Below are 20894 nucleotides of genomic sequence, written 5' to 3' on the forward strand. Positions count from 1 at the left end.
TCCTTACACAAAAGCTCTTATTGATAGTATCCCTGGAAAAGAGCCAGGCAAAAAAAGGCTTAAAGAAATATCTAAAGAAGATAGAGATCTTTGGTATGCAGGAACATAAATGCAAAAGGTATTAGAATTAAAAAATGTTTCTAAAATTTATTCTGAAACAAAAAATATTACCAATTTTTTATCAAAGAATGATGATACGTTTGTAGCTGTAGACAATGTTTCATTTTCACTTGAAGCTAAAAAAGTTTTAGGTTTGGTTGGCGAGTCAGGATCTGGAAAATCTACCTGTGCCTTAATGGCAATGAAGTTACTCGATATAACGGAAGGAGAGATTTTTGTTAATAATAACAATATTACAGATCTAAAATTACAAGAATTAAAAAAATATAGAAAAGAAATGCAAATTGTTTTTCAAGATAGCTACTCTTCTCTAGATCCTATGATGACTATTTCAAAAATAATTATTGAACCTTTTATTATTCATAAAATGTATTCTACAAATGAAAGAAATGAGATAGCGATAGATTTACTTGAAAAAGTTGGTTTAAATAAAACTTATACGAATAGATATCCTCACGAGTTATCTGGCGGTGAAAGACAACGTGTATCAATTGCGAGAGCTCTTATAAGCAAACCAAAAATAATCTTATTAGATGATTCTTTAAGTGCTGTAGATACAGAAACTGAAGAGCAGATTCTAGAGAGTTTACATCAGATAAGTGAAGATACAACCACTATAATTGTAAGTCATAGGATATCTTCTGCAAAAAATGCAGATGAAATTATAATTCTTGATGATGGTAAAATCATACAGCAAGGTTCTCATAATCAGCTTATAAAACAAGAAGGTTATTACAAAGAATTATATCTAAAACAATTGGATGAGAAAGAAATGTAAAAAAAAATTGGGCGACATTCTTTTTTTTATCATTTTTGATCTAGGAATTACTAAAAAACTAAAAACTACATATTGATTATGAGTGATTATGATTCGAGGGATAATGAAGAAATTTTCTCAAAAGTACTAAGAGCTGGTAGAAGAACATATTTCTTTGATGTACGCTCAACAAAAGCTGGAGATTATTACTTAACCATTACTGAAAGTAAGAAGTTTACAAATGACGATGGTTCATTTCACTTCAAAAAGCATAAAATCTATCTTTACAAAGAAGATTTTACTGGATTTACAGACATTTTAAATGAAATGACTTCCTACATTCTTGAAGAAAAAGGAGAAGAAGTTATCAGTGATCGTCATCAAAGCGATTACCAGCGTTCAGAAACTGTAGAAGATAATGATGGAACTAAAGACGAAGCCGAAGTTCCAAGCGCAGAAGATTTCACCAATGTGAATTTTGAAGATATATAACCATCTATCTTATATAAAATAGTAAACCCCGTCATTTTGATGGGGTTTTTATTTGAACACAAATCAAGAGGGCCTCATATAAAGAGACTTGTTAAAAGCACTCTAAATAGTATACTATACAATAAAATTTATCTTATTTTTAGTGCTTCAGTAGTTAACTGAATAAACAACTCACTAATAGCAACCATTACACTATGCGTTTACTTTACGTTTTTCTATTTTTAGCGATCACTCCTACCTTTGCTCAAACAGGCAAAGTAGATATGTCTTATTACTTACCCCAAGACGTCACCTACAATAAAAATATCCCTACGCCAGAAAGTGTGATTGGGTTTGTGCCTGGAGAATGGCACGTAAGTCATGATAAACTATCTGAGTATATGCGTACGCTAGCCGCAGCTAGTGATCGTATCTCTATAGAAAATAGAGGAACTACCTTTGAAGGAAGACCCATACTTTTGTTGACTATTACCTCCCCTTCCAATCATAATCGTATTGAAGACATCCGTAAAGAACATGTAAAACTTACGGAGACAGGAAGTACTTCGCTTTCTACTTCAAAGATGCCTATTGTAGTATACCAAGGATTATCCATACACGGTAATGAACCTTCGGGAGCAAATGCAGGGCTGGTAGCCGCTTATTACTTGGCTGCAGCACAAGGTGCAAAAATAGATACCTTACTAGAAAATACTGTGATTCTTTTTGACCCCTCGTTTAATCCTGACGGATTACAACGTTTTGCCTATTGGGCAAATACTAATAAAAGTATCAACATCAATGCAGATCCGCAAGATCGTGAGTACGACGAGGTATGGCCTAGAGGTCGTTCTAATCATTATTGGTTTGACATGAACCGTGATTGGTTACCTGTACAATTACCAGAATCTAGAGCCCGTATCAAAACATTTCACCATTGGTATCCAAATATCTTAACAGATCATCATGAGATGGGGAGTAATGCCTCTTTCTTTTTCCAACCAGGAATACAGTCACGTACGCATCCATTAACGCCAAAACTCAATCAAGAACTGACCAAAAAAATAGGAAATTATCACGCAAAAGCACTTGATAAAATAGGTAGCCTTTATTACACAGAAGAGAGTTTTGATGATTTTTACTATGGCAAAGGTTCTACCTTTCCTGATATTAATGGAAGTATTGGTATTTTATTTGAACAAGCGAGTTCGCGAGGACATGTACAAGAAACTGAAAATGGATTATTAGAGTTCAAATTTACGATTAGAAATCAGTTTACTGCGTTCCTTTCAACTTTAGAAGCTGCACAGAGTATGCGAACTGAATTACTCGATTACCAACGCGATTTTTTCAATAATGCTCGTAAAGAGTCTAAAGGTGGAGCGTATGCTTTTGGAAGTGAGAAAGACGCCGCAAGTGCGTACCACTTAGCCGAAGTATTAAAAAGACATAAAATAGAAGTGCATGAAGTCGATAATAGCTTTCGCGAAAGCGGAAAAGAATTTAAAAAAGGCTATAGTTATATTGTACCAAAAAGTCAGCGTCAAAGCCGACTCATCAAAGCCATGTTTGAAAAACGAACCACTTTTGAAGACAGCCTCTTCTACGATATCTCGGCTTGGTCATTCCCGCTTTCTTTTGGATTGAATTTTACGGAGAATGCAACCATCACAAATGCTGGACCTGCCATTCAGGAATTGCAGATGCGTACGCCAAAAGCAGTGACAACAAGTACCTACGGCTACTTGATGCAATGGCATGAATACTACACGCCTAAAGCACTTAACAAAATCCTCAACGCAGAACTACGTGCAAAAGTAGGTATGGAGCAATTTACACTAGAAGGAAACTCTTATGACTATGGAACCATCTTTATTCCTGTGCAAAATCAAAAAATGAATGCACAAGAATTGAATGCGTTTTTAAGTACCATTTCTAAAGAAAGTAAAGTAGACATCACTGCTGTTGGCACAGGACTTACCGAAGGAATTGACCTAGGTAGTGGACAGTTTAGAGCACTAAAACCTACAAAAGTAGCGATTGTTCTAGGAGAAGGATTTAATCCGCACGATACAGGAGAAATCTGGCATGTATTTGATACACGCTATGATATGAAAATTACAAAATTAGATATCAAAAATTTAGATCGCGCTGACTTAAGCCGTTATACCGATATTATCATTCCACATTCGTTTGGTGTGTTAGATAAAGGAAAAACAGAAAAATTAAAAGATTGGGTACGAGACGGAGGAACGCTGATTGGATATCGTAATGCTGCCAATTGGTTGGAAAGAAACAAAATGTTGAATATCTCTTTTGAAAAAACAGAGAACCTTGCCAAGAACGTCACTTTTGAGCAACGTAGAGATTTTAGTGGTGCGCAAGTGATTGGAGGTGCTATTTTTGAAGCAAAACAAGATCGTTCTCACCCAATTAATTTTGGGTATGAAGATGATCGGATTTCGCTATTTAGAAACACGACCATTTTTATTAAAGCAGATTCAACGAGCTATAAGAATCCTATTCAATACACTAAAAATCCGTTACAATCAGGATATATTAGCAAGATCAATTTAAAAGCGATTCCAGAAACAAGACCTTTTGTACACCAAAGTTCAGGAAGAGGAGAAATTATTCTTTTTACAGATAACACCAATTTTAGAGCCTTCTGGTACGGAACAAATAAGCTATTAATGAATGCGATCTTTTTTGGAGAGGAAATGTAATTTGTAAATGATGGCAATGCATACGCCTAAATTCCCCGTTCATATCACAGGAACTCACGGTGTCATCATACCCGAAGAACACGCAGTTCCTTTTGCAGAGGCTGGGCATAAACGCATTCACATAAAAGCATTTTTTGAGGATCAACAGATAGAATTTCATGGAGCGCTTCGTTTATATCAAGGAAATTACATTGTGAGTTTTGGAAAACGATATCAAAAAGCATTGGGAGTCTTCCCTACCGATTTTTTTGAGTTTCAACTTTTTGAAAATACCACTACCTATGGGGTAGAAATTCCTGAGACAATGCAAGCTGTGATGGATAGTGATCCAGAAGGGTTTTCTTATTTTAAAAAATTAACTGACGGTAGAAAAAGAGGATTGATTTATTATGTAAAACGGTTTAAAAACGATCAAACGCAAGTAGATAAATCGCTACTCATTTTTGAAAATCTAAAACGAGGAATTACCGATCCGCGAGAATTAATTAAACGATAATAAACACATCAATCAATATCAAAAAACCAGGCTACAAAAGTAGCCTGGTTTTTTATATTTAGAGGTTAACCAACACAACACGTTCCATTAGGTTGTATGCTTCCAAGGCACCTCAACCCAGATGGGAAACCAGATTGAACTGCTGGATATGAGCATTCACCATTACCATGATTTTCATAATTAGTAGTACATGGGCAAGGATTTTTAGATTGTCCTCCTCCAAAAATATCTTTTTGTTCCGTTGTACTTAATTGTTTTCCTAAATTCAGTATTTTTTTCATAATTAAAATATTTAAAAATTAAATGAAACTTGGTCATTTATAGACACCCAAGTAATATGTCTATTCATCACGATAGAATATCTTTAGCTACAGAACACTTTGACATAGAAAAAGTATTCTAATTATCTTAAGTCTTCTGTTATCATATATGCCTTTCTACATATTCCATATTCAAAGAGAACTAATCATGAGGCTAGGAATCTTGAAATAGTTTTATAGTAATACTATAAAATCTATCTTCATCTATTAAAGGAGATATAGTATATCCTCCATTTCGAAAATGTTGTAAATTCGTTATCTAGATAATTTTAGAATTTACTATTTTGCATTTTCTTCATATACAAAGTGATTAAAAAAATCATTGTAAGTTACATAAAAACAATAACTTAGACAAAAATATAGTAACTTAATTAATACGTATAAATACGTGATTGAAAGAAAAAGAAGTATTCTATTTGGGTTATTTTAACTTTTAAAAGATAGTAATCAATCCATAATAAGTTGTAATTGCTATAATACTTTTTAGTAAATAGAAAAACGTGTATCTTAGAGTTCATTTTAAACCAAACCATTAAAAACAAAAAAACATACCCTATGAAAACAACATATATCGCAAGCGCTCTGATAGCAATGGCATTATTTGCAAGCTGTAAAGAAGAGACAAAAACCACAGAAAAAGAGGTCGTTGAAGAAGTAAAGGAAGTCGTAAAAGAAGACGTTGAAATCAAAAGGCTCAAAATGGCATTAGAAGCAAAAAGTGACAGTAAAGCTACTGGAAGTGTCGTTTTTGAAGAATCTAATGGTACCGTTAGTACGATGGCTGCTATCCATGGTCTTTCTGAAGGCACACACGCGATTCATATCCATGAAAAAGCAGATTGCTCATCAGCCGATGGAAAATCTGCAGGAGGACACTGGAATCCTACTGCACAACCACATGGAGAATGGGGTGCAGAAACGGGATACCACAAAGGAGACATTGGAAACTTTGAAGCCGATGAAAATGGAAACGGCGTGGTGAACTTCAAAACAAACGAATGGTGTATTGGATGTGGAGACGAAAAGAAAGACATTGTAGGAAAAGCCATTATCGTTCATCAAGGAACAGACGATTTTACGTCACAGCCTAGTGGTGATGCTGGAGCACGCGTCAGCTGTGGTGGGATTATCCAATAACTAATTTTTTAAATTACACTAAAAAGCCTTTATGCTAAAATTAGCTTAAAGGCTTTTTACGTTTTAGGAAACACCAAATTAAAAGAAATCCAAACAACGCATATTTTTAAGTATCTTGATCCTAAATTTATAAAATCACTGAATTGAAAAAGAGTATTTAAGTACATGACAAATACGATCCCAGAATTATATTTTCCCTGTGATGCCGATTGGCGAGATTGGTTACACGATAACCACACAACAACAAAAGGGGTCTATTTAATTTTTTATAAAATAGAAATAAATACCCCATCCATGCGTTGGGAAGAAGCGGTGAAAGTAGCGCTCTGTTACGGTTGGATCGATAGCACTGTCAAAAGCCTAGGCAATGGAAAACGAAGACAGTATTTCTCTCCGCGAAATCCTAAAAGTGTCTGGAGCAAACTGAATAAAACCTATATCATCACCCTTGAAAAGAAAGGACTGATGCACGAAAGCGGAAGACGCCTCATTAAACAAGCCAAAAAAGACGGCTCATGGACACTCCTAGACAATGTAGAGAATGGCATCATTCCAGAAGATTTACAAATAGCATTTGATACCAATACAACAGCGTATACAAACTTTCAAAATTTTGCCCCAAGCTATCGAAAAAGCTACCTATACTGGCTCAATCAAGCAAAGCGAGAAGCAACCAAACAAAAACGCATTCAAGAAATTATTCTCCTATGCGAAGCCAATCAAAAATCAAGAGACAGTGGTGGTTGGGGTCAGAAAAAGAAGTGATGCGTACTAAATATGAGTCAAAGTTTAAATTTTCAGCCCTTAATTCGAATAACTAATTATAAGATTTCCGCTTTCGCGAAAGCGTACACAAAACCAATACCAACTATGAAGAAAATACTTTTTCTTTTGATTGCATTAAGCATCACACAAAACTACGCGCAAACCACCTTAAAACCCGATGCGGTTTTTGATGGAGAAACACTTCATAAAGATTGGGTAGTGGTCGTGAGAGATAGTATCATCGCCTATGTAGGCGTTTCAACAGACAAAACAGATCGTCATTTTACCATCCCCTTAGAAGGCATGACGTTAATGCCCGGATTGATAGAAGGACATTCGCATTTGTTATTACACCCGTATAATGAAACGACTTGGAACGATCAGGTATTAAAAGAATCCCATACCGAAAGAGCCATACGAGGTGTGGTACACGCAGAAAACTCTTTATTGGCAGGCGTGACCACCATGAGAGATCTCGGTTCTGAAGGTGCTGGATACAGCGATGTCTACTTAAAGAAAACAATCGATCAAGGCATCATTCCTGGACCTCGCCTATTGGTTGCGGGACCAGCAATTGTCGCTACGGGAGCCTATGGTCCTAAAGGATTTCACGAAGGTGTCACCGTTCCTCTCGGCGCAGAATCTGCCAGCGGAACCACTGAAGTCATCAAAGCCGTGCGAAGACAACTAGGCAATGGTGCCGATTTTATTAAAATCTACGCCGACTACCGTTGGCGGGCTGGAGAAACCTCGCAACCGACTTTTTTACAAGAAGAACTCGATATCATGATTGCAGCAGCAGAAACCGCTGGACGATATGCCGTAGCCCACGCTAGTACGCCCGAAGGGATGAAAAGAGCGATCCTTGCAGGGGTCGAAACTATAGAACACGGAGATGGAGGCACCTTAGAAACCTTTAAACTCATGAAAGAAAAAGGCGTTGCTTTCTATCCTACATTGGCTGCTGGAGATGCCGTCTCTCAATACAAAGGATGGAATAAAGCCACAGACCCAGACCCCGATCGCATCCGTATTAAAAAAGCCTCTTTTGCACTTGCATTACAATCGGGCGTGACGATTGGTTTTGGCGGGGATGTGGGCGTGTATACGCACGGAGAGAATTATCGCGAACTCGAACTCATGGTGGAATATGGGATGACGCCCATTCAGACATTACGTGCAGCAACTGCTGTCAATGCAAACGTATTTCATTTGGAAAAACTAGGAAACATTAAAGAAGGCTACTGGGCAGATTTGATTGCCGTACCTGGTGATCCTACAAAAGATATAACCAAACTAAGAAATGTGACGTTTGTCATGAAAAATGGAAAAGTATATAAACAAGAAAAACGATGAGAAAATTTTTAAGTATTAGTAGCTGTATTCTTATTTTTCTAACGCTAAGTTGTAAGGATGGGTCTAAAGAAATCCCAAAAGAGTCTTCCAAGGAATCCAATAAAGAAAGTTTTGATCTTGTGATCTCCAATGCTAACGTCATCGATGTTCAATCTGGAGAAATCACCAAACAAACCTTGTATATCAATAAAGGCATTCTTGTAGAAACCACGCCTGAGATGAAAACTGGTTTCCACACCTTTACACATATCAACGTAAAAGGTGCGTATGTGCTTCCGGGTTTTTGGGATAACCATGTACATTTTCGCGGAGGCGAACCCCTCATTGCTCAAAATGAAAAATTCTTAGCCCAGTACATCAACTACGGTATCACCACCGTGCGTGACGCAGGTGGTGATTTGACACCTCAAGTCCAACAATGGAATCAAGAAATTCAGGCAGGTAAACGTATAGGACCTACGATTTATACCTCAGGACCAAAACTTGACGGTCCCAAGGCGCGTTGGGAAGGTTCGTTGCCTGTAAGTTCGCAAGAAGACATTACCACCGCATTAGACTCATTGCAAGCACTCGGGACAGATTATGTGAAATTGTACGATAGTACGCTTTCGCGAAAGCACTATCTAGACATCATAAAAGCTGCCGAAACCAGAGGTATGATTACCTCTGGACACATGCCATTTACCGTCGAATTAGAGGAAGCGATTGATGCTGGACTCGACAATGTGGAGCATTTATACTATGTTTTGAAAGGCTGTTCCTCCAAAGAAAAAGAGATCACCCAACAAATTATAGACGGTAAACTCGGTTTCTGGGGAAGCATGGCGCAACTCATCGCCACTTATGACGAAGCGACTGCAAAGCAAACCTTTACACGACTTAAGTCCAATAACGTTTTTGTCACCCCTACCCTTCATATTGGGGATATTTTGAGTTATTTAGATGAAGTCGATCACTCGCAAGACCCATACCTTTCTCATCTAGAAGATGCCTTTGTAAAAACATACGAAGGACGTGTAAAAGGCGCTTTAAACGCTTCCGCGAAAGCAAAAAAAGACCGCAAAGAACTCCAACAATTCTTTATTCAACTCACTAAATCTTTACACGATGCGGGCGTACGCATCCTTGCCGGCTCAGACTGTGGCGCGTTTAACTCCTACACCTATCCTGGCCCATCGCTTCACAAAGAATTAGAGCAAATGGTAATCGCAGGACTCACTCCTCTACAAGCCCTACAAACCTCTGGATACAACGGAAGCCAATTCCTCCAAAAAGAAGGCTACGGCATTGCCATCAGCAACAAAGCAGATTTAGTGATACTCTCGAAAAATCCACTAGAGGATATTAGGAATACACAAAGTGTGATACATACGATTAAAAATGGGAGGTTGCATACGATTGAAAATACAGACTAAAAAGAACATTCAGTCATCTCGACGGCAGGAGAGATCACACATCTAACTATGGCTTTAAGGTCAAGTTATGATTGATCTACTTTATGCGATTTCTCGTCACTCGTACCTCGTTCTGTCGAAATGAAGAGCGCAGTCATTTCGACAAAGCGTAGCGCCGAGCCTGCCTGCCACAGGTAGGAAATCTCATGACAGTAGGCTTTTCTGATATAAAAATGAGCCGCTTGTGGGATTTCTCGGCGTTACATTTTGTCGAAAAGACTATAGGTTGTCAGGCTGAGCCTGTCGAAGCCCAAACTAAGGATAGCCCTTCGACACGCTCAGGGTGACATTCAGGTGAAATAGAAGAATCTTCTATGATTGAGTCATTTGCTCTATCCACGGGCTAACTTTTTCATACGTATCCATGATTCCTTTGACGAGTGCTTTTCCATTTTTGAGAAGTTTTACCGCTTGATGTAAGGTTGATTTTTCATCATTTAGATTTGCAATAGTTCGCTTTAAACGATTCCAAACACCTTTTTTCTTAACCTGATCTGGATTCGTTTCATTCTCAACTTTCTCTAAAGCCTTAGCTGCGTTTTCAAGTTCTTTAGCAGCTTCTGCTTCTCCATTCTCTGAAAGTTCAAAAGCAAGTTCATTTAGACTCCCTTGCAAAGAGATATTACACTCTTTAAAGTTAAGGGTGTTCGCCTGTATATTAGAATGATCTCCTGTATTAACTGTTTGAGGGTTGTTTATAAAATTTATTTTTTGATTGTATGGAATACTATATTCATCTAAAATTGCTTTTATACTAATATTCTGATTTGAAATTGGATCATAGTGATTTAGGCCTCTATCTTTATAGGATAATATTAGTTTTTCAGCCAACCAGTTCTCTTGAGGTTTTCCTATATGCTCAGATATTTGAGTATATTCTATTAAATACGATTCATCACCAAAAGGATTAATATTATACTGCAACTCTGGTTTCTCACTTTTATACCCATCAAAAATGGCATTTAAGGTTGCTCGAAGTTGACTAATATATTCAGTTTTAGAGGGTCCTTTTACAGAGACATCAATCGCACGATCCCATTCACGAACTAAGGCTGTATTTCCTTTTCCATCCTCCAGAATCACTCCATACCGCCATACAAAATAGGTATTTCCTTGCTTTCTAATCTGATCACTATGCTTCACAATAAAACGAGAGATGGTATGCGGTGGTAACGCATGATCTGCTTTGTATTTTAGCATCAGACTATCTCCTATTTCAAAAGTAGGAAGATTAGCAGGTTGATCTTCTTTTAATAAATGAGGTATAATTAATTTATTTCCTTTACCTATTTTATAAGCAAGTTCATAATTCAATATTAAATCAAACAAAAAGTGATATTGATCTTTAGGATACCGCTCTTTATCTTTTGCAAACACCTTCTTAAAATCAGATAAGGCGATCTCATGTGTTTTTTGATTATGTACCCAATTGATAATTTGATACACTCCATCACTGATCCATTCTGGATTTAAGATCAAGGTATTGTATTGTTCCATCCCTTTATACCAGAAACTAATTCCTAACGCATGTAAATCTTTTAATAAACGTTCTGAATCTTCTATCCCATATTTTTGAGCAATCGTATCAAAAGTCTCCCTTGTAATTAATTCCCGCGCTTCTCCAACTTTATTTTTAGTAAATAATTGTTCTAGTTCTTCTTTTACTTGATAATAACTCTTAGGGATTTCCTGATATTTCCAAGAAGGGTTATTTGCAATATAATCAGATAGATCATTTCGAAATTTTTTAAACTTTTGTTTGTCTTTTTCTATATTTAAATAATACACCCCTGCAATCGCATATTGTTCTTTTAAACGATTGATCGGAATCTCATAATGATGTGTATCTCGTTCATTTACTAGAATAATCGCTTCAGAATTCCCTCCGTAATTTTTCATATGATCCAACCAATACTCCAAGCTACTGGTATCTTCAGTACGTCCATTATACACTAGGAGATACAAACAACGTTCAGAAAGAAAGAATTGATGTATAGCATGCGTAACCGTGTGTCCTGCAAAATCCCAAATCTGAACGTTAATATTCTCTTTAGCAAGTTTCCATGTGGAGGTATCTACATCTGCCGTACTTTCCTCTGGGTTTGTCATTCCTGCATTGAAATCTATTAACTTTCTTACCATAGAAGTCTTTCCAGATCCTTTATCCCCTAAAACAATAATACGTGCTTCATTTAAGAAAGTCTCAGAAGTTTTATTTAGCATAGTTAAATATGTTGCAATAGCAACCGCCCCCTGACTCATAACCTCTTTAGGTACGTTAGGTTCATAAAACTCTAAATCATGAGATGAATTTAATTTTAATGATGTATTATATTTGTCATAACTTTCTTTGTACAAAACTTCATTGTTATCAAGGATCGCTTGATTAAAGATCACATTACCCCAATTAAAAAAAGTAAGATAATTGTTCGGAGCTAATGCTGCAGAAAGTTCATACATATAATAACTATCTTCATAAAAAGAAATATCCTTTTTTTGCTTAGCCAACTCATAGAGTGCTTTTCCATAATAAAAATAAACTTCAGCATTCTTCGGAAAAAGTTGTTCTGCTTTTTTTAATTCTATTATAGCATTAGCAAACTCATTCTTTGAAATAAAATGTATTCCTCTTTCTAAATGCGAACGAGCTTTTTCTTCATTAACTCGGTACTCTTTTGCAGAAAGAACCTCCCAAGACTCTATATTATCTTGAATTAGTTCATAAAATTGTTTATAATGATAGGAAATAAAGAAATCATTATCGCCTTTTTCTATAAGTACTGGAATATTTTCACCATACGCATATATAGGTTTATATGGTATTTTAGCTTTATTAAAGTAATTTACCAATTCACAATTGTCTAACAAGTATAATTCTTGAAATAACTTTTCAAATTTTAAAGTATACTTTTTTATCCAATCTGCTAAAACGTTAGGATTCTCATTATCAATTCTTGATGGTAATGGGAGAACTGTTAAATCTCTATAGTCATTTGAATCCAATCTGTAATTAACACTTTGCTTTGCTATATCAATTATACCATCTAAATTTTGATTATTCAAAACAAAAACTAGAACCAAAACGCTAGGCATTAACATATTGCAAACACCACTAGTGTCTGAAAGTCCAGTCCTTGAATCTATTAACGTATAGTCATATTTAGACTCTAAGAACATAGCTAATGTTCTAAAAAAGGTAGGAGCTTCTTTATATAGTTCGATCCAATTAATGCTATTCAATTTTGCAACATAATCTTTATCAAACCTTCCAGATTTAATTAGGTCTATACTCAAACCTTTACTCCCTACAGGTGCTCCTTTGATAATAAACCTGTTAATATTTTTGTCCAAAAATTGCATGAATTTATCTTCATCATTATTATTATCAATTTTAATAAATTCAATAAATTCAATAATTAAATCGACTAGTCCAGGTTTCGATAAATCTTCAGTGTTTAGATTAAAAAAAGAATGAAGTCCTGGAGCTTCTAAATCCCAATCAATAGTTAATACTCTTTTTTTATTTTCTGCCATTATACAGGCAACATTCATAAGAGACATAGTCCTTCCTACTCCTCCTTTATAAGAGTAAAATGTAATAACCTTACCAATCATATCCTTATCGTAGTTTTCGTTATTCATTTTTAGTATATAATGGAGGTGTTAAGGACTCTTTTTTACGAATGATTTGCTTTTGTTCTAGAATCCATTTTTTTATTTCTTCATCGGTAGGTTTTTTAATACTTGAACAAAGCTTAACTAAGTCTATTTCTATTTGGTTTTTTATATCAAAATTTTTTGAAAAATTAGTTTCTAAAAAATCACGAAAATCCTCCGTCTTATTATTGTCTTTATTCTTTTTTATTGAAAGAATTATTCTGCGTATTTCCTTTGCATTCTTATTATTAATGCAATTAGGTAATATATTTATAGATCCTTTATGAATTATTGGAAGTATGTAACAAAAGTCATTATTATCTAACGCCTTTCTTATAATTTTTTCAACCTCTATTGCATAGTAAAGTTCTCGGGCACACCAATCATTATCTTCGTGAAGGTATATATAGTTGAACAAAGGAATGAAAAAATGAGATTTTATGATACTATCATATATTTTATCGTCAAATTCAACTCCCCATCTAATAGAATCTTCGTCAAAAAAAGCATTTTTCAAGTTAGTTACATCCATGGCCTCGGTTTCTACTATTTCTTTGAAATTTTTCAAAAAACCTCTATTACCTTTATTCCTCCGATAACTAATGAAAACAGAATATTCAAAACTCATTTTAAATAATTAAATTATAATATACAACCCAAATATACACTACACCAGCATTTTACAAATTACAAAACTTATTTATTTTTATTATATACAAATCAGATTTTCAAAACCTCCCCCTTAACACCCCTTTAACACGCCCCTTTCCCAACATTTCCGTACCTTAGAATCCGTATTAAACCCACCATAATGACCAAAAAAATACTCTTAGTATTTCTAGCACTTGCGCTTGCAATTCCGGCATCCGCCCAAAAGAAAAAGAAGAAAAACAAAAAAGACAAAGACGCTAAAGAAGCCAAGTGGGATGTCGCCAATCCTGGGGCAAGCTTTAACTATCAACCGCATTCGTTTACCACAGATGAAGGGACGTGGATGAACTTGGATGTGAGTCCTGACGGGAAAACGGTGGTGTTTGATCTCATGGGAGATATTTATTCCATGCCGATTTCAGGTGGGAAAGCGAAGGCGCTTCGCACGGGGATTCCGTTTGAAGTACAACCTAAGTTTTCTCCAGATGGTTCTAAAATTTCGTTTACAAGTGATGCAGGCGGTGGCGATAATATTTGGATCATGAATCCAGATGGTAGCGAAGCTAAAGAAGTCACGAAAGAAACGTTTCGACTCCTCAATAACGCTGCGTGGACACCCGATGGGCAATTTCTGATTGCACGTAAACACTTTACCTCTGGGCGTTCGTTAGGCGCTGGGGAATTATGGCAATATCATATCACAGGCGGCAGTGGGTTACAACTCACCAAACGTAAAAACGATCAGCAGGATGTCAACGAACCTTCGGTGTCGCCTGATGGAAGATATCTGTATTATAGTGAAGATGTCTATCCGGGTGGAAGTTTCCAATACAATAAAGATCCTAACAAACAGATTTATGTCATCCAACGCTATGATTTTAAGGATGGGGATATCAAAACCCTCACCAATGGCCCTGGTGGTGCTGCCCGTCCTACGGTGTCGCCAGACGGGAAACTCCTAGCGTTTATAAAGCGTGTTCGCACCAAATCGGTGTTGTATATTCATGACTTGGCGACAGGTGAAGAATGGCCGGTGTATGATGCGCTCAATAAAGATCAGCAGGAAGCGTGGGCGATTTTTGGCGTGTATCCTAATTTTGATTGGATGCCAAATAACGAAGAAATCGTTTTCTGGTCGGCGGGAAAAATCAATAAAGTCAATATCAAAAATTACAGCCATTCCGTGATTCCGTTTACGGCAGATGTCACTTTACAAATCGCCGAAACCGTGCATTTCAACTCCCCTGTCGCTCCTGATGAATTTGATGTCAAAGTGGTTCGTCATGCCACGACGTCGCCTGATGGAAAAACGTTGGTTTTTAGTGCGCTCGGAAAGCTGTATAAAAAGACGTTACCTAACGGAACACCGCAACGCATCACCACCCAAAACGAAGACTTTGAATTTGAACCTTCATTTTCGGCAGATGGACAACAGCTTGTGTATGTCACGTGGAATGATGAAAATTATGGAAGTATTCGTTCGATATCGATCAACGGCGGGACATCACAGACATGGACGACAGAAAAAGGGATTTATCGGACGCCTTCTTTTGCTCCTGCCTCGGCAGGCGCGAACAAGATCATTTATCGCAAAGAACCTCGCAATACCGATCAGGGGCTCGCTTTCGCGAAAAAACCTGGCATCTACACCCTAACACAAGGACAACAACCGAAACTGATTACACAAAAAGGAGAATATCCGATATATAGCACCGATGGGAAACGCATCTTTTTACAAACAGGAGGAACGTATTTTGGAGATTTGACTAAGAGTTTGATTTCAGTAAATCTGGAAGGAAATGACGAACGTACACACGTGACTTCAAAATACGCCAACCGACTCGTCCCAAGTCCTGATAACAAATGGATTGCCTATACCAATCTTCATAAAGCCTATCTCGCGCCTTTGGTGATGAACGGGCAGACCATCGATCTTGATAATAACTCCAAATATGTTCCCGTCTCACAAATCGCCAAAGATGCAGGGATCAACCTTCACTGGTCGCCTAACGGTCAAAAAGTGATGTGGACACTCGGAGATCAGTATTTCTCTAACGAAATCAAAAACAGATTTACCTTCTTACCTGGATCACCAACAGAAGTTCCAGAAATGGAGGTGAACGCAATTGTTATTTCGCTTAAAGCGAAAACAGACAAGCCCTCAGGCGTTACCGCATTTACCAATGCTCGTATCATCACCATGGAAGGAGATCAGGTGATCGAAAACGGAACCATCGTTGTGACTAATAATAAGATTACGGCGATTGGTCAGAATGTGACGATTCCATCAGGAGCAAAAACGATTGATGTGTCTGGAAAGACCATTATGCCAGGAATGGTGGATGCACATGCACACGTGGGCGCTTTCCGCTACGGACTTCCCGCTCAAAAGCACTGGCCATTTTATGCCAATCTAGCGTTTGGTGTCACCACATCACACGACCCAAGTGCGAATACAGAGACGATTTTCACGCTAAGTGAACTTTTAAAAAGTGGTAATATGGTCGGCCCACGCCTCTACTCTACTGGTTTTATTCTGTATGGAGCCGATGGTGATTTTAAAGCAGTGATCAACAATCTAGATGATGCCCGTTCTGCGATTCGTCGTACGAAAGCGTTTGGTGCCAAGTCCGTAAAGAGTTATAATCAACCGCGACGTGAGCAACGTCAGCAAGTGATGCAAGCGGCACGCGAACTCGGCATCAATGTCGTTCCCGAAGGTGGTTCGACATTTTATACCAACATGACCATGATTATGGACGGACATACAGGTGTGGAACATAATATTCCCGTAGCGCCTGTGTATAAAGATGTATTGGAATTATGGAGCGCTAGCAAAACGGGGTATACACCAACGCTAATTGTGAATTATGGAGGAATCAATGGGGAATATTATTTCTACCAAAATGATAACGTTTGGGAGAATGAAAAGCTTCTCAAATACACACCACGTACGCTTGTCGATTCCAGAGCACGTTACCGTACGATGATCCCTGATGAAGAATATCAAAACGGACATATCCTTACTTCTGAAACCGTGACCGCACTTGCCAATAAAGGCGTAAAAGTCAATATGGGTGCTCACGGACAATTACAAGGTCTCGGCGCCCATTGGGAAACATGGATGTTGCAACAGGGTGGGATGACCAATTTACAGGCATTACAAGCCGCTACCATCAACGGTGCGGAGTACATCGGTGCGGGTGATGAAATTGGTTCGCTCAAAGTAGGCAAACTCGCTGATTTGATTATCATCGATGGGAATCCGCTTGAAAATATCCGAGATACCGAAAATGTCACGCATACGATGGTGAATGGTCGTTTATACGATACGTCAACGATGAATGAAGTAGGAAACACAGAGAAAGAACGTGGACAATTCTGGTGGGAAAACACTAGGCAGAGTGAAGCGTTTCCATGGCATGAGGAAAGTAATAGCTTTACAATCCCAGGATGCGGGTGTCACGTGGGGCATCAATAAATACGAAAAACGAAAGTAGAAATACGAATGCCGATTGAATAACGTGTACGTAGCATCCTTTAGGTGGTGGTGTATTCAAAATGATTTGTAGCTTTTGGCACAAATCAGTTTTGAATCTTCCGTTACTATGAAGTTAAAGTCATGAATAAATACGAAAAACGAAAGTAGAAATACGAATGCCGATTGAATAACGTGTACGTAGCATCCTTTAGGCGGTGGTGTATTCAAAATGATTTGTAGCTTTTGGCACAAATCAGTTTTGAATCTTCCGTTATTTTGAAGTTAAGAGCATGAATAGGTCTAGGTACGAAGTTGGAAGTTGGAAGTTGGAAGTACAAAATAAAGCTTCCCTCATAGGAAGGTCTGTGCTGAGCACTTCGACAAGCTCAGTGTGACACTTGTCAAAGTAAGGAATTGAGGGAGGTGTGAAATCCCTCTAACCCCCAAAGGGGGAATAAAAATAGAGTAATACTCTAAAATAGAACAGTACGCTATTTTGGAATGAGCAAATAATAATTAATTAAGACCTCCGTCTTCACGGAGGTGAAAATGAATAACCATGAAAAAAACACTATCCCTATTTGTATTTGCTAGTCTTCTATGCATAACAACGTATGCACAAGACAAAACGATGTCGAAAGATATGATGTCTCAAAAAGTGAGCGTCCCTATTGATGAAACGGTCGTTACCAATCATACGACGACGATTAAAGGGAAAACAATTCCGTACACTGCCACGGCTGGGTTTCAGCCGGTGTGGAATGAGGAAGGAATGCCGATCGCTTCTCTTCTATACACCTACTATAAACGTAGCGACATCAAAAATGATGAGAACAGACCGTTGGTGATTTCTTTTAACGGTGGACCAGGATCTGCTTCGGTGTGGATGCATATTGCCTATACGGGACCTCGTATTTTAAAAATTGATGATGAAGGGTTTGCTGTGCAACCGTATGGTGTAAAAAGTAATCCGAATTCGATTTTGGATGTGGCTGACATCGTCTTTGTCAATCCAGTGAATACAGGCTATAGTCGCTTGATTCCTGGTAAAGACGGGAAGATGCCAGACAAAAAACTATTTTTTGGCGTGAATGCTGATGTCAAGTATTTAGCTGAATGGGTCAATACCTTTGTCACTAGAAATAATCGCTGGCGTTCTCCTAAATTCTTAATTGGTGAAAGTTATGGTACGACCCGTGTTTCTGGTCTGGCAGCCGAACTTCAAAACAGCCAATGGATGTACATCAACGGGGTAATTCTCGTATCTCCAACAGAAATAGGATTTGAATTTGATGGGCCTGTCGAAGTGGCGAATCGTCTTCCGTATTTTACAGCAGCAGCTTGGTATCACAAGATGTTACCACCTGCCTTGCAAAACAAAGACCTTCCTGAAGTTCTAGCCGAAAGTGAGCAATATGCGGTGAATGAACTCCTTCCTGTGATGGTCAATACTGGGTACATCGATCCTGCGAAAAAAGAAGAGGTCATTAAAAAAATGGCGTATTATTCTGGTTTATCAGAACGTACGATCAGACAACATAACCTAGAAGTACCTAAAGCGTATTTCTGGAAAGACTTATTAAGAGATCGCGATGGCCTAACCATCGGTCGATTGGATTCTCGTTACAAAGGATTGGATGTGAAAGAAGCAGGAGATCGTCCTGATTATAATAGCGAACTCACCTCTTGGTTACATTCCTTTACACCAGCAATTAACTATTACTATCAGGAAGAATTAGGTCTTAAAACCGATTTAACGTACAATATGTTTGGGCCTGTGCGTCCTTGGGATCGCACCAATAATAATACAGGAGCTGCATTGCGAGAAGCGATGGGTGTCAATAAAAATCTAAACGTCATGATTCAGAGTGGATATTTTGATGGCGCAACTACGTATTTTAATGCAAAGTATGTGATGTGGCAACTCAATGCTTCAGGAAAGCTTTCTGATCGATTGAGTTTTAAAGGATACCGTAGCGGACACATGATGTATTTACGTAATGAAGATTTGATTAAAGCCAATGATGATATTCGTGATTTTATTCAAAAATCATCGGCTAATATCAGTCAAGGAGCGAGATACTAAGCGTGTAATAGAATCACATTTTTGCGACTAAGGGGTGGTGTTTATGAGTACGCTTTCGCGAAAGCGTATAAAGAATCCCTAATAACTCGAAAGCAACTAAGAACAGAACAAATACGCTAAAGCTTATCCTGAGTGCCACATTGAGCTTGTCAAAGTACTCTAGGGATAAGAAACTAAAGAACTAATAACAGGAGATTCCCATCTACACGGGAATGAAATAATGAGATGCCCGTCGGAGTTTATCCTGAGCGATAGTCGAAGGGCGGAAATGAAGACTATGAAAGCAATACAGAAAATTAGACAGTTAGGATCACAATGGGAAACACAAGATCCCTTTTTATTTTGTGCTTACCACTTAGATCAGTATCCAAAAGGGAATGACCAATTAGGACCTGACGCATCACTTGCGGGGCGTAATATTGGAATGGATTTTAACGGAAAAGATGGATGGAATATGTATCATGGACGTACGGTTCCTGGTTTTCCTGCGCATCCGCATCGAGGTTTTGAAACCATTACCATCGTAGAAAGAGGACTCGCCGATCATAGTGATTCGTTAGGAGCCGCTGGGAGATTTGGAGAAGGTGATGTCCAATGGATGACCGCAGGTAAAGGCGTGCAGCACAGTGAGATGTTTCCGCTCTTGAATACGGAAGGAGAGAATCCGTTGTTACTGTTTCAGCTATGGCTAAATTTGCCTAAAGCGAGTAAAATGGTACCACCACACTATAAAATGTTATGGCACGAAGATATCCCTGTAGTGACCCACAAGGATGAGGAAAATCGTGAGATACAAGTAAAAGTAATTGCGGGAACTTACCAAGATACCAATGCATTATCACCCGCACCCGATAGCTGGGCTGCTCAAAAAGAGAATGGGGTTGAAATCTGGTTAGTGACTTTAGCTCCTAATGCAACGTGGTCAGTTCCTACAGCAGCTTCGGGTCTTAATAGAACGCTTTATTTTTATGAAGGTCACGAGATTGCAACCGAAGGATATCAAATCCCAAAAGGACACGGACTCGATCTAATTCCTGATCAAGAAATTACGATACAAAATGGAGATAAAAAAGGGTATTTCCTTTTCATTCAAGGGAAACCCATTGGAGAACCTGTAGCAAAACAAGGACCTTTTGTGATGAATAGTTATCAGGAAATCAACGATGCGATTGCTGAGTATCGCCAGACAGAATTTGGCGGTTGGCCTTGGCCTTCGCATGATCACACGCATGATAAAGAAAAAGGTAGATTTGCGATCCATGCTGATGGTAAAGAAGAAATAAGGGATTAATATCATTTCCGCATTGAAATTATCTTGCTAAAGTATACTTTTATACAAGAAAAAGAGGCCGTCTAAAAACAATTTAGGCGGTCTTTTGTATTTTGAAGATTTTGGTTCTTTCAGTTTTTAACTCAG

The 20894-nt window shown here is 37.9% G+C and carries 14 protein-coding genes; 11 read left to right on the forward strand and 3 right to left on the reverse strand.

From position 1 onward, the window contains the following. Positions 1 to 109 precede the first annotated feature (109 nt). From Q0505_RS20695 to Q0505_RS20710, 4 genes are all read left to right on the forward strand, one after another. On the forward strand, positions 110 to 898 hold the full coding sequence (locus tag Q0505_RS20695) for a dipeptide/oligopeptide/nickel ABC transporter ATP-binding protein (RefSeq protein ID WP_299217390.1): 789 nt from the start codon (positions 110 to 112) through the stop codon (positions 896 to 898). Between the two features lie 78 nt (positions 899 to 976). Beyond that, positions 977 to 1369 carry a PUR family DNA/RNA-binding protein gene (locus Q0505_RS20700; RefSeq protein ID WP_299217393.1) on the forward strand — a complete coding sequence of 131 codons (393 nt, stop codon included), beginning with the start codon at positions 977 to 979 and terminating at the stop codon, positions 1367 to 1369. A 194-nt stretch (positions 1370 to 1563) separates the two neighbouring features. Next, complete coding sequence (locus Q0505_RS20705; protein ID WP_299217395.1) at positions 1564 to 4074, forward strand: M14 family zinc carboxypeptidase; 2511 nt, start codon at positions 1564 to 1566, stop codon at positions 4072 to 4074. A gap of 16 nt (positions 4075 to 4090) precedes the next feature. Next, positions 4091 to 4570, forward strand: coding sequence for a YdeI/OmpD-associated family protein (locus tag Q0505_RS20710; protein WP_299217398.1), 480 nt, complete (start codon positions 4091 to 4093; stop codon positions 4568 to 4570). Positions 4571 to 4635: 65 nt separating this feature from the next. Here Q0505_RS20710 and Q0505_RS20715 read toward each other — a convergent pair whose 3' ends face one another. Beyond that, positions 4636 to 4851, reverse strand: coding sequence for a hypothetical protein (locus Q0505_RS20715; protein ID WP_299217401.1), 216 nt, complete (start codon positions 4849 to 4851; stop codon positions 4636 to 4638). A gap of 594 nt (positions 4852 to 5445) precedes the next feature. Between Q0505_RS20715 and Q0505_RS20720 the strand changes: the two genes are divergently transcribed. From Q0505_RS20720 to Q0505_RS20735, 4 genes are all read left to right on the forward strand, one after another. After that, a complete protein-coding gene (locus tag Q0505_RS20720) occupies positions 5446 to 6027 on the forward strand; it encodes a superoxide dismutase family protein (RefSeq protein ID WP_299217404.1) in 582 nt (193 codons plus the stop codon). A 165-nt stretch (positions 6028 to 6192) separates the two neighbouring features. Further along, positions 6193 to 6792, forward strand: coding sequence for a YdeI/OmpD-associated family protein (locus Q0505_RS20725; RefSeq protein ID WP_299217407.1), 600 nt, complete (start codon positions 6193 to 6195; stop codon positions 6790 to 6792). A 105-nt stretch (positions 6793 to 6897) separates the two neighbouring features. Next, positions 6898 to 8148: an amidohydrolase family protein gene (locus Q0505_RS20730; RefSeq protein WP_299217410.1), complete on the forward strand. Its 1251-nt coding sequence runs from the start codon at positions 6898 to 6900 to the stop codon at positions 8146 to 8148. Next, complete coding sequence (locus Q0505_RS20735; protein ID WP_299217413.1) at positions 8145 to 9563, forward strand: amidohydrolase family protein; 1419 nt, start codon at positions 8145 to 8147, stop codon at positions 9561 to 9563. Before Q0505_RS20730 ends, Q0505_RS20735 begins: the two co-directional genes overlap by 4 nt. 351 nt (positions 9564 to 9914) lie before the next feature. Here Q0505_RS20735 and Q0505_RS20740 read toward each other — a convergent pair whose 3' ends face one another. Continuing rightward, positions 9915 to 13244 carry a COR domain-containing protein gene (locus tag Q0505_RS20740; RefSeq protein ID WP_299217416.1) on the reverse strand — a complete coding sequence of 1110 codons (3330 nt, stop codon included), beginning with the start codon at positions 13242 to 13244 and terminating at the stop codon, positions 9915 to 9917. Further along, positions 13237 to 13887: a toll/interleukin-1 receptor domain-containing protein gene (locus Q0505_RS20745; RefSeq protein WP_299217418.1), complete on the reverse strand. Its 651-nt coding sequence runs from the start codon at positions 13885 to 13887 to the stop codon at positions 13237 to 13239. Before Q0505_RS20745 ends, Q0505_RS20740 begins: the two co-directional genes overlap by 8 nt. Positions 13888 to 14070: 183 nt before the next feature. On the opposite strand from Q0505_RS20745, the gene Q0505_RS20750 reads away from it, so the two are divergent. From Q0505_RS20750 to Q0505_RS20760, 3 genes are all read left to right on the forward strand, one after another. After that, positions 14071 to 17391 (forward strand): amidohydrolase family protein, encoded by a 3321-nt coding sequence (locus Q0505_RS20750; RefSeq protein WP_299217421.1) that lies wholly within the window; start codon positions 14071 to 14073, stop codon positions 17389 to 17391. A 631-nt stretch (positions 17392 to 18022) separates the two neighbouring features. Next, positions 18023 to 19477: a carboxypeptidase gene (locus Q0505_RS20755; protein WP_299217431.1), complete on the forward strand. Its 1455-nt coding sequence runs from the start codon at positions 18023 to 18025 to the stop codon at positions 19475 to 19477. A gap of 277 nt (positions 19478 to 19754) precedes the next feature. Then, the gene (locus Q0505_RS20760; protein WP_299217424.1) at positions 19755 to 20768 is read left to right on the forward strand and encodes a pirin family protein; all 1014 of its coding nucleotides are present in this window, start codon (positions 19755 to 19757) and stop codon (positions 20766 to 20768) included. The last annotated feature ends 126 nt before the right edge of the window (positions 20769 to 20894 follow it).

This window comes from uncultured Dokdonia sp. (assembly GCF_937910895.1).
Lineage (GTDB): Bacteria > Bacteroidota > Bacteroidia > Flavobacteriales > Flavobacteriaceae > Dokdonia.

Coding starts and splice junctions, on each gene's coding strand:
- Q0505_RS20695 (WP_299217390.1), top strand. CDS start 110: ATGCAAAAGGTATTAGAATTAAAAAATGTTTCTAAAATTTATTCTGAA.
- Q0505_RS20700 (WP_299217393.1), top strand. CDS start 977: ATGAGTGATTATGATTCGAGGGATAATGAAGAAATTTTCTCAAAAGTA.
- Q0505_RS20705 (WP_299217395.1), top strand. CDS start 1,564: ATGCGTTTACTTTACGTTTTTCTATTTTTAGCGATCACTCCTACCTTT.
- Q0505_RS20710 (WP_299217398.1), top strand. CDS start 4,091: ATGCATACGCCTAAATTCCCCGTTCATATCACAGGAACTCACGGTGTC.
- Q0505_RS20715 (WP_299217401.1), bottom strand. CDS start 4,851: ATGAAAAAAATACTGAATTTAGGAAAACAATTAAGTACAACGGAACAA.
- Q0505_RS20720 (WP_299217404.1), top strand. CDS start 5,446: ATGAAAACAACATATATCGCAAGCGCTCTGATAGCAATGGCATTATTT.
- Q0505_RS20725 (WP_299217407.1), top strand. CDS start 6,193: ATGACAAATACGATCCCAGAATTATATTTTCCCTGTGATGCCGATTGG.
- Q0505_RS20730 (WP_299217410.1), top strand. CDS start 6,898: ATGAAGAAAATACTTTTTCTTTTGATTGCATTAAGCATCACACAAAAC.
- Q0505_RS20735 (WP_299217413.1), top strand. CDS start 8,145: ATGAGAAAATTTTTAAGTATTAGTAGCTGTATTCTTATTTTTCTAACG.
- Q0505_RS20740 (WP_299217416.1), bottom strand. CDS start 13,244: ATGAATAACGAAAACTACGATAAGGATATGATTGGTAAGGTTATTACA.
- Q0505_RS20745 (WP_299217418.1), bottom strand. CDS start 13,887: ATGAGTTTTGAATATTCTGTTTTCATTAGTTATCGGAGGAATAAAGGT.
- Q0505_RS20750 (WP_299217421.1), top strand. CDS start 14,071: ATGACCAAAAAAATACTCTTAGTATTTCTAGCACTTGCGCTTGCAATT.
- Q0505_RS20755 (WP_299217431.1), top strand. CDS start 18,023: ATGTCGAAAGATATGATGTCTCAAAAAGTGAGCGTCCCTATTGATGAA.
- Q0505_RS20760 (WP_299217424.1), top strand. CDS start 19,755: ATGAAAGCAATACAGAAAATTAGACAGTTAGGATCACAATGGGAAACA.